This is a genomic window from Streptomyces sp. NPDC004266 (assembly GCF_042874095.1).
Lineage (GTDB): Bacteria > Actinomycetota > Actinomycetes > Streptomycetales > Streptomycetaceae > Streptomyces.
This window is the reverse complement of the sequence record NZ_JBIAMM010000003.1, coordinates 395,565-408,036: the sequence shown is the minus strand read 5'-3', so window position 1 is coordinate 408,036 and position 12,472 is coordinate 395,565. Positions and strand designations below refer to the sequence as shown.

14 protein-coding genes are annotated in these 12,472 nt (G+C 74.6%); 5 read left to right on the top strand and 9 right to left on the bottom strand.

Features of this window, described 5'->3' with window-relative positions; genetic code table 11:
* Positions 1 to 120 precede the first annotated feature (120 nt).
* Positions 121 to 324, top strand: a complete 204-nt coding sequence (locus ACFYUZ_RS09890) for a hypothetical protein (RefSeq protein ID WP_389307377.1) — start codon at positions 121 to 123, stop codon at positions 322 to 324.
* A gap of 60 nt (positions 325 to 384) precedes the next feature.
* Here the strand turns inward: ACFYUZ_RS09890 and ACFYUZ_RS09885 are convergent, their stop codons facing one another.
* Both ACFYUZ_RS09885 and ACFYUZ_RS09880 read right to left on the bottom strand, forming a co-directional pair.
* Entirely contained in the window at positions 385 to 855 is a 471-nt protein-coding gene (locus tag ACFYUZ_RS09885; protein WP_389307376.1) for an NUDIX domain-containing protein, read from the bottom strand.
* A 5-nt stretch (positions 856 to 860) separates the two neighbouring features.
* Positions 861 to 1,601: a helix-turn-helix domain-containing protein gene (locus tag ACFYUZ_RS09880; protein ID WP_389307375.1), complete on the bottom strand. Its 741-nt coding sequence runs from the start codon at positions 1,599 to 1,601 to the stop codon at positions 861 to 863.
* Between the two features lie 116 nt (positions 1,602 to 1,717).
* Between ACFYUZ_RS09880 and ACFYUZ_RS09875 the strand changes: the two genes are divergently transcribed.
* Positions 1,718 to 1,912, top strand: coding sequence for a hypothetical protein (locus ACFYUZ_RS09875; protein ID WP_031132883.1), 195 nt, complete (start codon positions 1,718 to 1,720; stop codon positions 1,910 to 1,912).
* A 407-nt stretch (positions 1,913 to 2,319) separates the two neighbouring features.
* Here ACFYUZ_RS09875 and ACFYUZ_RS09870 read toward each other — a convergent pair whose 3' ends face one another.
* On the bottom strand, positions 2,320 to 4,905 hold the full coding sequence (locus ACFYUZ_RS09870; RefSeq protein ID WP_389307374.1) for a helicase C-terminal domain-containing protein: 2,586 nt from the start codon (positions 4,903 to 4,905) through the stop codon (positions 2,320 to 2,322).
* A 72-nt stretch (positions 4,906 to 4,977) separates the two neighbouring features.
* Between ACFYUZ_RS09870 and ACFYUZ_RS09865 the strand changes: the two genes are divergently transcribed.
* Positions 4,978 to 5,988 carry a hypothetical protein gene (locus tag ACFYUZ_RS09865; RefSeq protein WP_389307373.1) on the top strand — a complete coding sequence of 337 codons (1,011 nt, stop codon included), beginning with the start codon at positions 4,978 to 4,980 and terminating at the stop codon, positions 5,986 to 5,988.
* A 355-nt stretch (positions 5,989 to 6,343) separates the two neighbouring features.
* On the opposite strand, the gene ACFYUZ_RS09860 is transcribed toward ACFYUZ_RS09865, so the two are convergent.
* From ACFYUZ_RS09860 to ACFYUZ_RS09850, 3 genes are read right to left on the bottom strand one after another with little or no spacing between them, the layout of a single operon-like run.
* On the bottom strand, positions 6,344 to 7,150 hold the full coding sequence (locus ACFYUZ_RS09860) for an ABC transporter ATP-binding protein (RefSeq protein WP_389307372.1): 807 nt from the start codon (positions 7,148 to 7,150) through the stop codon (positions 6,344 to 6,346).
* Positions 7,147 to 8,253: a FecCD family ABC transporter permease gene (locus tag ACFYUZ_RS09855; RefSeq protein ID WP_389307371.1), complete on the bottom strand. Its 1,107-nt coding sequence runs from the start codon at positions 8,251 to 8,253 to the stop codon at positions 7,147 to 7,149. The genes ACFYUZ_RS09860 and ACFYUZ_RS09855 overlap by 4 nt, the downstream gene beginning before the upstream one ends.
* A complete protein-coding gene (locus ACFYUZ_RS09850; RefSeq protein WP_389307370.1) occupies positions 8,250 to 9,254 on the bottom strand; it encodes a FecCD family ABC transporter permease in 1,005 nt (334 codons plus the stop codon). Before ACFYUZ_RS09850 ends, ACFYUZ_RS09855 begins: the two co-directional genes overlap by 4 nt.
* 100 nt (positions 9,255 to 9,354) lie before the next feature.
* On the opposite strand from ACFYUZ_RS09850, the gene ACFYUZ_RS09845 reads away from it, so the two are divergent.
* On the top strand, positions 9,355 to 9,996 hold the full coding sequence (locus tag ACFYUZ_RS09845) for an HAD family hydrolase (protein WP_389307369.1): 642 nt from the start codon (positions 9,355 to 9,357) through the stop codon (positions 9,994 to 9,996).
* Here ACFYUZ_RS09845 and ACFYUZ_RS09840 read toward each other — a convergent pair.
* Positions 9,984 to 10,262 carry a hypothetical protein gene (locus tag ACFYUZ_RS09840; protein ID WP_389307368.1) on the bottom strand — a complete coding sequence of 93 codons (279 nt, stop codon included), beginning with the start codon at positions 10,260 to 10,262 and terminating at the stop codon, positions 9,984 to 9,986. The two genes, ACFYUZ_RS09845 and ACFYUZ_RS09840, sit on opposite strands and share 13 nt — an antisense overlap.
* Before the next feature lie 143 nt (positions 10,263 to 10,405).
* Between ACFYUZ_RS09840 and ACFYUZ_RS09835 the strand changes: the two genes are divergently transcribed.
* Complete coding sequence (locus ACFYUZ_RS09835; protein WP_030694234.1) at positions 10,406 to 10,789, top strand: cold-shock protein; 384 nt, start codon at positions 10,406 to 10,408, stop codon at positions 10,787 to 10,789.
* Between the two features lie 96 nt (positions 10,790 to 10,885).
* Here ACFYUZ_RS09835 and ACFYUZ_RS09830 read toward each other — a convergent pair whose 3' ends face one another.
* Positions 10,886 to 11,740, bottom strand: coding sequence for a 1,4-dihydroxy-6-naphthoate synthase (locus tag ACFYUZ_RS09830; RefSeq protein WP_389307367.1), 855 nt, complete (start codon positions 11,738 to 11,740; stop codon positions 10,886 to 10,888).
* Complete coding sequence (locus tag ACFYUZ_RS09825) at positions 11,737 to 12,468, bottom strand: futalosine hydrolase (RefSeq protein ID WP_389307366.1); 732 nt, start codon at positions 12,466 to 12,468, stop codon at positions 11,737 to 11,739. Before ACFYUZ_RS09825 ends, ACFYUZ_RS09830 begins: the two co-directional genes overlap by 4 nt.
* Positions 12,469 to 12,472: the final 4 nt, after the last annotated feature.

The following is a 12,472-nucleotide window of genomic DNA, read 5'->3' as shown; positions in this document are numbered from 1 at the left end:
AGCCACGCACGCTGCGCGTGTGGGAGCGGAAACTCTCGCGTGGCTGATCAGGGGGTTTCCGTGGGCAGTTATCCCCTGCCCCGGGGGTTGGCCATCCGTGCCGGGTAGGGTCACGGCACCATGGAGCATCTGCCCGAGAGTCTGGACCGCGACATCCTGGAGCAAAGGATCATCTTTGCGCTCATGACGATCCGCGAAGCATTGGACTGCACGCTTCATGAAGCGATCGACATCTTCGCGCAGCGATACGAGGAGCTTCGTCGTGATCGTCCGGACGACTTCACTCTGAGGCGGGAGGACTACGGCCAGGGCTTCTACTCCTGATGAACTGCTGGCCGGTGCACGTAGTCGGCTGGGGGAGTGACGCCACCGCGACCGGTAGCCCTATCCCAGGTACGGGGCGGCGCGGTGCTCCAGGAAGTGCTGGATACGCAGCCGTTGCGTGTGATGCATCGGAAGCGAATCGAGTTCTTCTGGCGCCACGAAGCGGAGTTCCGTGCTCTCGTCGGAGATGGCCAGGGTGCCGCCGACGACCCGGGCGGTGAAGCAGACGTTGAACTGCCGGCGTACCTCTCCGTCGCTGTACGCGATGACATGGCGGGGGTCGGTGTACGTGCCGACGAGTCCCGTGATCTCGACATCCAGACCGGTCTCCTCCTGGACCTCTCGCACGGCCGTGCCGGGGAGGGAATCGTCCATGTCCATGGCTCCGCCCGGCAGCGCCCACAAGTCGTTGTCCCGGCGCCGCTGGAGAAGTACGCGGCCGTCCTCATCGGTGACGACGGCAGAGGCTGCCACGACCAGGCTGTTCGGCCGGGGGGCGTCGGGATCGTCGTAGTACTCGGTTCGGGCCACGGCGCTCAGCCTTCCACGGGGCGGGCCGTTTCCCATACGGCGTCGAAGCTCCCCGCGTAGGTGTCGAACATGCCCCCGTCGCCGTGGCGCCGGAGGTGCCACACGGGCGCACCGTAGGCGTTGACGCCCCACACGTGCGCGTTGACCAGCATCTGATCGTCGGCGCGGTACAGGCTGTTGTAGAGGGTCGTTCCATGGGTGCGCAGCTCGATTCCCGGTACGTCCGCGAGAGGCCGGTAATGCAGGAGCGCGAGTCGGCAGCGGGACTCGATGCCGTGGCCGAACTTCTCTTCCCGTCCGCGCTGCCGGACGTTGGGGTCGTCGGCGTCACCCACCGCGATGCGGATCGTGCAGCCCTCGTCGGCCCGTTCGCGCAGGAGGTCGTTGAGGCGGGGGTACGCCTCGTGCAGGAAGACGGCCGCGTACACCAGCACGTCGATCCGCTGCCGCGCCTGGGAGAGGAGATCGACGAAGACCGACACGGGGAGATCCGCCCGCTGTCCGTACAGAGCGACGAGTTCGGGGCTGACAGCACGCGCGGCACGCGCCTGCCGGAGTGCCGGCCACAGGGCATGCACGTCTTCCCCGAGCGCTTCCGCTGCCGCCAGCGCCGTTGCCCGGCGCGGAGTACGCCCGAGATTGACCCACCGTTCCACGGACTTGGGGTCGACACCTGTGACGCCAGCCAAGGCCGCATGTGTCCAGCCACCTGCCTCCATGACGGTTCGAAGTCGCTCGTTGGACATGCTGCGCCCCCTCGGATTTCGGACGTTCCCAGGGACGTTCTACACGTGGTAGGACGTCCCAAAGTGGGAAACGTACGAGGTTCCTCCGTCCTGACGACCGGCGCGACCATCGCGCCATGAGTGAGCCCACGCGATACAGCGCTACGCCTGTCGAACTGCCGCTGAACCTGGATCGGGAGCCGGACCCTGTCGACGGGTGCGCGGGATGCATCGAGCTGGCCAACGTGCGCTCCCGCGCCCGTGCCGGGGGCGACATGGCCACGGTGTCCGACTGCAACGTCTTCATGCGGCGGCACCCCGAGGGGCATTGATGGTCACCGCAGAGGACATCGGGCGACGCGTGGAAGATGGCGCGGGACGGGCCGGCATCCTGCGCGACGTGATTCCGGACCACGAGGACCCCGCCGGCCTGCCGGGCGAGCGCCGGAAGCGCCCTACAGCGTTCCTGTGGCCAGAGGGTGGGGCCGTGAGTGGCTGGTCCCGCCCGAGAGCGTGAAGCGCGCTTAGCGCGCTCTTTTCCAGGTGGGCCTATCCGCTACCTGCCCCAACGTGCTATGTATGTGCACCCAGCTTGATCGCATGGACGATGAGTGGCCCATTCACGTGTGATGCGGTCCTTCCGGCACCTGGCCGTTCCCGTAACGGCCAATCCTCCAGTGTGCAGCATGGACGCGCTCGACGGCCCGCGCCGGAGCGCGGACCCTCCCGGCCGCCCCCGTCACACCTGGTCGTCCGCCAGCTCCGCCACGCCCGTGATCCGGTGCAGGGGGTACGTGCGGACCTCGTCGGCCGTGTGGTCGTAGCCCGTCACGAAGCCGCCCTCCACGCGGACCGGGGCGATGACCCGCTGGCTCGCCGCGCCCTCCGCGTTGACGTAGCCGATCCAGACCGCCGTCCCCGTCATCGCCGCGGCCTGGACCGTCGCCAGGGTCTCGGCCGCCGAGGTGCGGGGGAGGCCGCCCGCCGACGCAGCGGGCGCCGCGGGCTCCTTCCGCACCGCCGTCGCCGCCCGGTCGCCCGCCCGGATCGCCTTCACCGCCGCGCCGAGGAGCGTCGCGTCGGGCGCCGGCGGCCCGTCCGGGACGGGCACCGGGGCCGTACGGGCCGGCGTGCGGTACGCGTCGGCGCGGGTGACCAGGACGTCGCCCTCGGCGGACTCGGCGGCCGGGGCGTACCCCATCGACCGCAGCCCGTCGAGCAGCGACGCCGGGTCCGTCTGCGCGGCGAGCACCGTCGGCGCGAGGCGGCGCAGGCCCAGGGCGGCGGAGCGCCGGTCGGCCAGGATCTCGCCGAGCACGGTGTCGTCGTCGCAGCGCACGTACGCGGAGGCCGCCCCGATCCGCAGGTGGCCGTGCCTCCTGGCCACGTCGTCGATCAGGTACGCGAGCGGCTGCGGCACCGGCGTCCGGGAGTGCGCGGCCAGGAAGTCGTGCAGGTCGGAGGCCGACCGCCCGGAGTCGAGGGCGCGCCGCACGGAACCGGGCGTGAACCGGTACACCGTCGCGCCACCCTTCGATTCCACGTCCGCCAGGACCGCGAGCGCGTCGGCCAGCGGCCGCCGCAACGGTCCGGGCGCGACGGCCGTCAGGTCGGCCTGGAGCAGCACGTGGTCGACGGCCTCCGGAAGCAGCGGCGCGAGCAGGGTCGCCGCCCGCCCGGCGGCCACCGACAGCTCGACCCGGCCCCCGTGGTCGGTGGGCGTCGCGGCCTCCGCGAGCGGCAGGTTGAGCAGCGCCCGGGCGGGGGACGCGAGCGCGCCCCGGCCCGTGAGCCCCAGCAGCTCGGCCTCGGCGAGCGTCCACCGCGCGAGCCGGGACCGCAGATCACCGGCGGCCTCGGGAGCGGGCCCGGGGGTCTCGTCCGCCCCGGCCGCGGCCTGCGGCGCGCGCGGCGGGGCCGGCTGCGCGGCGCCCCGCGGCGGCCGCTCCCAGCGCAGCCGGGCCAGCACCGTCCCGGGATCCGCCGCGGCGCCCGGCGGCAGGGTCGCGAGGAGCTCCAGGACCCGGTGGCGGACCTCCGGCGCGGGCGCGCGGTCCAGGTCCGGGCCGAGGGCGGCGAGCGTGCGGCCCTTCGCGTCCTGGCCGCCCACCAGGCCCGGGGTGCGGGTCGCCGTGAGCCAGGGCGCGACGAGCAGCGCCCAGCGCTCGGCCGGCGGCAGGTCGAGCCAGTCGTCGTAGGCGGGCGTCGGCGCGTACCGCTCGTCCGCCTCCCCGTCCGAGGCGAGCAGCCCCGCCCCGAAGCACAGCTCCAGCCAGAACGCGGCGAGCTGCTCCGTCACGTCCAGCGCCACCGCCGTCCGCTTGAGGTCCCGCACGGACATCCCGCCCGCCCGCAGCACCTGGGGGCCGCCCTGGTCCCAGGACTTCAGCAGCTCCTCGACGGTCGCGAGCGTCGCGTACGCCTGCCCGGCGGCGGCGCTGTCCACCACCTGGGGACGGTAGTCGCGCGCCACCTCCACCACCGGCGCCACCGGCTCCGGCGCCCGGTGCGCCCGTCCGCCCCGCAGGTGCAGGGCCACCTCGCGCGGCAGCACCATCGTCCGCGCCGACACCGGCAGCAGCAGCCCCCGGTCGCGCAGCCAGCGCACCGGAGGCGCCGGATTCGCCGTCACCTCGCCGTACGGCGGACCCCACACCAGCCGGTCCAGGACGGAGAGGGCCTCCGGGGACGCCTCGTCGAGCAGCGCGCCCATCCGCGCCCGGTCGGTGAACAGCTCCGTGAGGGCCGCCACCGCCGACACCGGATCGTGCGTCGCGGGCAGCCCGGCCGTCGCGATGATCTCCTGCACCCGGCCCGGCGACATCCCCGCCGTCGCCTCCGCGACCGTCGGGCCGAGCCCGGTCGGCGACGGATGCTGCGGCGAGGGCGCGAGCAGCTCCCGTGCGGTCCGCACCAGCCGCAGCCGGTCGTCCTCGCCCCACACGAGGGCCTGCTCGCGCAGCAGCGCCACCGTGCCCGGCAGCGCCGCCTCGATCTCCGGATCGCCCTCGTCACCGGTGAGCAGCGCGAGCAGCACGGGGTACGGGGCGGGATCCGGGGCGACGGCCAGCGCCTCGGCCGTCTGGAGGGCGAACCGGTCGAGCCGGTCGAGCGCCCGCACCACCGAACCCCGCGTGCCCGCGCGGGTCGCCAGCTGCGTCAGGTCGTTCGGTACGGGACTCAGCAGGTCCGGCCGGGCGCGCAGCAGCGCGGCGAGCCCTTCGTCGCCCCGCGCGCGCAGCGCCTCCGCGAGCGTGCGCGGCGCCGCGCCGGCGCTGGTTGCTTCGGGCACGTGCGCCTCCCGGTCGAGCTCACCGATCCCCATCCGGACCACGTTAGCCGCTGTCCAGGCGCTAACGTCGGGCCGTACCGGGTGGACCGGCCGTGGAGGGGCGCCGTGGGGATCGAGAGCGACCAGTTGGTCTACGACTATCTGAGCCGGGTCGGCGATCTGGCCCAGCAGCGTCAGCTGCCCGCGAGCGACCGGATGAAGCTCGTGTCCGGACTGCGCAGCGAGATCGACCGCCGACGCGCCACGCACGGCGAGGAGAGCCCGACGGCGGTACGGGGCATCCTCGGCGCCCTGGGCACCCCGGACGAGGTCGTGGACCGGGCGGGGCCGCCGGGGAGCCGGCGGATGCCGGGGCCGCGCGCGGGGGAGGGGGACGAGGCCGAGGCCGAGGGCGCGGGCCGGGGCGCCCGCGATTCCTCGGGAAATCCGCCCCCGGCTGCGGGCGCGTCGGGCTCCGCGATCCCGGCGCAGGACACCCGCGGTCCCGACGGGGGGCCTGACGGGGCGGCGGACTGGTGGCACAGGAACACCGACGACGCCGACGACACCGACGACGCCGCGGGCGACGCCGGCGACTCCGGGTTCCTGGGCTTCGTCGGCGGCATCGAGCGCCCCGACCTCTTCGCGCCGCCCGTGCCGGAGGAGGAGGACGACGGGGCCGAGGAGCCCGCGCCGGGGAAGGCCCGCCGCCTGGCGCGGATCCTCCGGCTCCGCAAGGCCCCGGCCCCGGCTCCGGCCTCCGGGGAGCCGGCCGAGGCGGGGCCGGCGCCCCGCGGCCGCCTCGCGAACCCCTTCGTCCTGCTCGCCGCGCTGCTCCTGCTCGGCGGCGCCGTCTTCGGCTCCCTGGTCGCCCTCGCGGCGGGCTGGCTCCTCGCGTACGCCTCCCGCCGGCTGACCCCGGGCGAGGTCAAGGGCGCTGTCCTGGTGATCCCCGGCCTCAGCGCCGCGACCGGGATCGTCTGGCTGTGGGGCAGGGTCGAGGGCCGCTGGGGCGAGGCGGTGGCGCCGGGCGGGGAGGCGATGGGCGCGGCGGTCTCCGAGACGTGGCCCTGGGTCCTCCGGGGCGCGGCGATCGCCTCGGCCCTGTTCCTCCTCTGGCGCTCCCGCAGACACTGACGGCGGGGCGGCGCCGTCCCGCGCCCCCCGTTGTGGGCAGGCGTTCCGCAAGGGGCGGAACGGGTGGGCACAACGGAACGGCGCCCCTTGCCGGGCCCAGGCTGCTGTGCCCTGACCCGCACCCCGTTGTGCGCCGCCGCTGTCGGTGCGGCTCAGGGCACGGAACGCGGGGGCGCCGCTGAAGGGCGCCGTCCCGTGTGCCCACCCTCCCCCAAGCTCTCGGCTTCGCTCGAGGGGACCCCCTCGCCCAGCGGGACGATCGCCCACACGGCGGGTACCGGGTGGACACCGCCCCGCCGGGCCCGGGCCCTACGCGGGCGGGCCCGGAAGCGGGCAGGGTCCGGCGATCTCCGGGTCAGCCGGGGACCTGGTTCTCCGCGTGCCACGGGGCCCCCGGCACCACCAGGGGCGACCCCGTCACCGGGTCGGGGACGACGACCGAGGAGAGCCCGAAGACGTCCCGTACGAGCTCCGCCGTGACGATCTCCGACGGCGCCCCCTCCGCGACCACCCGCCCCGCCTTCATGGCGACGAGGTGGTCGGCGTACCGGGCGGCCTGGTTCAGGTCGTGGAGGACGAGGACGACGGTCCGGCCGCGCAGCCGGTTGAGGCGGCGGACCAGGTCGAGGACCTCCACCTGGTGGGAGATGTCCAGGTAGGTGGTGGGCTCGTCGAGGAGGAGCAGGTCGGTCTCCTGGGCGAGGGCCATCGCGATCCACACCCGCTGCCGCTGCCCGCCCGACAGCGCGTCGACGGAGCGGTCGGCGAGCGCGGCGACGTCCGTGCGTTCCATGGCGTCGGCGACGGCCCGCTCGTCCTCCTCCGACCACTGCTTCCACCAGGCCTGGTGCGGCTGGCGGCCCCGAGACACCAGGTCGGCGACGGTGATGGCCTCGGGCGCGACGGGGGTCTGCGGCAGCAGGCCGATCGAGCGGGCGATCCGCTTGGTCGGCAGCTTCGCCAGCGACTCCCCGTCGAGGAGGACGGCGCCGCCCGCCGGCCTGAGGAGCCGGCCGAGCGCCCGGAGGGTGGTGGACTTGCCGCAGGCGTTGGGGCCGACGATCACGGTCACCTTGCCGTCGGGGACGGCGAGGTCGAGCTCCTCGACGACGGTCCGGTCCTCGTAGGCGAGCGTCAGCTCGCGGGCCTGCAGTCTGCTCACGCCTTGCCTCCAGCGGTTCGGCTCCGGACGATGAGCCAGATCAGGTACGGGGCGCCGACCGCCGCCGTGAGGACGCCCACGGGCAGCTCGACGGGGGAGAACAGCCGTCGGCCGAGCAGGTCGGCGACGACCACGATCACCGCGCCCGTGAGCGCGGAGCAGAGCAGCGGGATCTGCGCCGTCCGGGTCGTGCGGCGGGCGATCTGCGGGGCGAGCAGGGCCACGAAGTCGACCGGTCCGGCGACGCCCGTCGCCACCGACGCGAGGACGACGCCGACGGCGACGAGCCCGAGCCGGACCCCGCCGAGCCGTGCGCCGAGCGCGGTCGCCGTGTCGTCGTCGAGGGAGACGGTCCGCTGGGCGCGGGCGGCCCACAGCACGGCGGGCAGCAGGAGGAGCAGCGTCCAGCGGATCGGCGCGGACTCGTCCCAGCCGCGCCCGTTGAGCGAGCCGGTCATCCAGATCTGGGCCTGCTGGGCGACGAGGTAGTCGCCCTTCGTCATGAAGAGCGTGATGAGGGACCGCAGGGCGATCGCGATGCCTATGCCGATGAGCACGAAGCGGGTCGCGTGCAGTCCGCCGCGCCAGGCGAAGGCGTACACGAGGGCGGCGGCGAGGACGCCGCCCGCGACGGAGACGTACGGCAGGACGGTGTACGAGGTGAGGCCGAAGGTCATCGCGGCGACGGTGACGGCTCCGGCGCCCTGGCTGATGCCGATGATGTCGGGGCTGGCGAGGGGGTTGCGGGCGACGGTCTGGACGAGGCCGCCCGCGATGCCGAAGGCGGCGCCGACGGCGAGGGCGACGACGAGCCTCGGCTCGCGCAGCTCCTCGACGACGAACGTCGACGGCGACGGCCGGTCGAGGAGGATTCCCACGACCTCGCCGGGAGCGACGAACCTCTCGCCGACGCAGAGGTACGCGACGCAGGCGGCGGCCAGGAGGACCAGGAGGCCCGTGGCGACGAGGGCGGAGCGGCGGTGGACGAGGAAGGACACCGGCCCGACACGGAGGAGCCCGTACCCGGCGGGCCGGACTCCGGCAGGGGCCGCGCCCTTCGCGGAGGGGCCCTTCGCGGAAGGGCCCTGGAGGGTCGTACTCACGCGGCCACCGCCTTCCGGCGCACCAGCGTCACCAGGAACGGCACCCCGATCAGGGCCGTCGTCACCCCGGCCGGGATCTCGCCCGGCGGGAAGACGATCCGGCCGGCGACGTCGGCGACCAGCAGCATCACCGGGCCGACGAGCGCCGCCATCGGCAGGACCCAGCGGTGGTCGGAGCCGACGATCGCGCGGGCGATGTGGGGGACGGCGAGGCCGACGAAGGCGACGGGGCCGGCGGCGGCGACGGCCGCGCCGGTGAGGACGGTCGCGCCGAGGCCGCCCACGATCCGTACGGTCGCGACGCGCTGTCCGAGCCCCTTGGCGACGTCCTCGCCGAGCGCGAGCGCGTCGAGCCCGCGCGCCACGGAGAGCACGAGGACCGCGCCGAGCAGCAGGAAGGGCCAGATCTGGCCGACGATCTCGGTGTCGCGGCCGTCGAGGGAGCCGATCTGCCAGAACCGGAACTCGTCGAGGGCGGAGGCCCTGGTCGTGAGCACGCCGGTGGTGACGGAGAGCAGCAGTGCGTTGACCGCGGCCCCGCCGAGCGCCAGCTTCACGGGCGTGGCCCCGCCGCGCCCGCCGGAGGCGATCGCGTGGACGGCGACGGAGGCGAGGGCGGCGCCGGCGAAGGCGAACCACACGTACCCGCTGAGCTCGTGCACGCCGAGGAAGGCGATGGCGAGGACGACCGCGACGGAGGAGCCCTGGCTGATGCCGAGGATGCCGGGGTCGGCGATCGGGTTGCGGGTGATGCCCTGGAGGGCGGTGCCGGCGAGCGCGAGGGCGGCGCCGACCATCAGCCCGATGAGGGTGCGGGGGACGCGGAGCTGCCGGACGACCTCGGCGTCGTCGCCCGTGGCGCCGTGCAGCAGGGCGTCGAGGACGGTGGAGGGCGCGACGGGGCGGGCGCCGACGGCGAGGCTGAGGAGGACGGCGAGGAGCAGGGCGACGAGGGCCGCCGAGGTCGCGAGGACCCGTCTGGTTCGGAAAGCGGCTGGCATCGGGCCCCATCGGCGGAGTGCAGGTTTGGTTAGGCTCACCTCAGTCTAAGCAGCGCCCCCATTCGAACACCTGGCCCCCGGGTACCCCGACAATGGGTCCATGACGACCACGCCGGCCGCGCCGCTCCCGCCCACGAACCCGCTCACCGTCGGCTTCGACCTCGACCTGACCCTGCTCGACACCCGCCCGGGCATCAAGGCGGCCTTCGTGGCCTTCTCCGCCGAGGTCGGCGTCCCGATCGACGCCGACCTCGTCGTGAGCCGCCTCGGGCCGCCGCTGGAGCAGGAGATGGCGCACTGGTTCCCGGCGGAGCACGTCACCGAGATGACCGCCCGCTACCGGGCGCTCTACCCCTCGTACGCGATCGGGCCCACGGTCCCGATGCCGGGCGCCCGGGACGCCATCGAGGCCGTGCGCGAGGCGGGCGGCCGCACGATCGTCGTCACCGCGAAGAACGGCCCGCACGCCGAGCTGCACCTCGCCCACCTCGGCATCGAGCCCGACGCCGTCGCCGGCGGCCTGTGGGCCGAGGGCAAGGCGGAGGCCCTGCGCGCCCACGGCGCCGGGGTGTACGTCGGCGACCACGTGGGCGACGTCCGGGGAGCCGCCACGGCGGGGGCGTACTCGGTGGCCGTCGCGACCGGTCCCTGCCCCGCCGAGGAGCTGGCCGCGGCCGGCGCGGACGTGGTCCTGCCGGACCTGACGGACTTCCGCCCCTGGTGGGAGGGCTACCGCGGCTGAGCCGAAACGGCCGAAGCCCGCCGGGCCTGCCGCCGCTGGGCCGCGACCGAGCGCAGGAGCCCGGCGGCGGCGACGAGGAATCCGACCCCCATCAGCATCGACACGAGGTACGCGACGGTGGGGAACGGCTCCGTGCCGAGGAGCAGCGGGGCCACGGTGACCAGCGTCGCGATCGCGCCGACCGCGAAGAGGACCACACCGGCCTTGACCAGTCCGTCACCCGGGGCACTGTCGTCCACCGGCACGGCGGGGGTTTCACTACGCATTCGGCCAGGGTAGTTCCCAGGCCGGAGGAACACGTCGGCGGCGTCTTGTCACCGGCCTCCTGACCATTAGCCTGGTTCCGGCGGGTCGGTCGACGACCCGCCGTTTGCCATCCCCATCGACGAGGACGAGGACGAGGACAGACGTGCCTACCGGCAAGGTCAAATGGTTCAACAGCGAGAAGGGCTTCGGCTTCCTCTCCCGCGACGACGGCGGCGACGTCTTCGTGCACTCGTCGGTGCTCCCCGCCGGAGTCGACGCACTGAAGCCGGGGCAGAGGGTGGAGTTCGGGGTCGTCGCCGGTCAGCGCGGCGACCAGGCGCTGTCCGTCACGATCCTCGACCCGACCCCGTCCGTCGCCGCGGCGCAGCGCCGCAAGCCCGACGAGCTGGCGTCCATCGTGCAGGACCTGACGACGCTCCTGGAGAACATCACGCCGATGCTGGAGCGCGGCCGCTACCCGGAGAAGGCGGCGGGCAAGAAGATCGCCGGCCTGCTGCGGGCGGTCGCCGACCAGCTGGACGTCTAGTCCCCCGGCCGCCCTCGCACCGTCCCCCGGCCCCGCGGCCGGGAGGCGCCCCCTCGCGGGCTTCGGGCGGCTGCCGGACACCGTCCGGCGCTCCCCTCACGGGAACCGCAGCGCGTCCGGGCCGAGGGGCGGTACGAGTCCCTCGGCCGCGGCGCGCGTGAGCAGCCCGCGGACCGCCGCGTAGCCGTGCTCGCCGAGGTCGGCCGTGAACTCGTTGACGTAGAGGCCGATGTGCTGGTCGGCGACCTTCGGGTCCATCTCCTGGGCGTGCTCCAGGACGTACGGCCGGGAGGCCGCGGGATCGTCCCAGGCCATCCGCACCGACGCGCGGGCGGACTCGGCGAGCAGCCGGAGGGTCTCGGCGCCCAGCGAGCGGCGGGCGACGATCGCGCCCAGCGGGATCGGGAGCCCGGTGGTGGACTCCCAGTGCTCGCCCATGTCGGCGAGGCAGTGCAGCCCGTAGTTCTTGTACGTGAAGCGGGCCTCGTGGATGACGAGCCCCGCGTCGACCTTTCCGTCCCGCACGGCGGGCATGATCTCGTGGAACGGCATCACGACGACCTCGCCGACGTCCCCGGGCACCGTCTCGGCGGCCCACAGCCGGAACAGCAGGTAGGCGGTCGAACGCTCGCTCGGCACCGCGACGGTCTTCCCGGCCAGGTCCGCGCCCGTCGCCGCGTCCCGGGTGAGGACCAGCGGGCCGCAGCCGCGGCCCAGGGCGCCGCCGCAGGGCAGCAGGGCGTACTCGTCGAGGATCCACGGCAGCACGGCGTACGACACCTTCAGGACGTCGTGCGTGTCGGTGCCGCTCTCCGCCCAGCCGTTGGTGACGTCGATGTCCGCGAAGGTCACGTCGAGCCGGGGCGCGCCCGGGACCCGGCCGTGCGCCCAGGCGTCGAAGACGAAGGTGTCGTTCGGGCAGGGCGAGTAGGCGATCTTCAGCTTGGTCACGACGGCTCCCACGACTCCACGAAGACGGTTCTGCTGAGCAGCTCGAAGGTGTCCCTGAGGGCGCCCAGGGCCTCCCCGATGCGCCAGGCGGCGCGGTCGCGCGGACCGACGGCGTTCGACACGGCCCGGATCTCGACGGCCGGCACGCCGTGCGCGGCGGCGGCCTCGGCGACGCCGAAGCCCTCCATCGCCTCGGCGGCGGCATCCGGGTGGCGCTCCGCGAGCTCGGCGGCGCGACGGGCGGTGCCGGTGACGGTGGAGACGGTGAGGACGGGCGCGAGGGCGTGCGGCGGGCCCCCGGCGTCCAGGGCGGCGGCGATCCGCCCGGTCAGCGCCTCGGGCGCGGGGTGGACGGAGCGGCCGAAGCCGAGCTCCTCGACGGCGAGGTACCCGTCCGGGGTCTCGGCCCCGAGGTCGGCGGCGACGATCGCCGAGGACACGACGACGGACCCGACCGGTGCCGCGGGCGGGAACCCGCCGGCGATCCCGGCGGAGACGACGAGGCCGTAGCCGCCCCCGGCGAGGGTCTCGCAGGCGAGGGCCGTCCCCGTCGCGGCGGCGACGGCCGCGGGGCCGACCCCGCCGACGAGGACGTCGACATGGCCGTGACGGCGCAGGGCGAGGCCCCCCGGCAGCGGAAGGAGTCCGGGAGCGCCGGGGCCGAGGCCGGCGGTGACGGAGTCCGCCTCCGCCGCCACGGCCGTCACGATCAGGATCCGGTGGAACACCGGC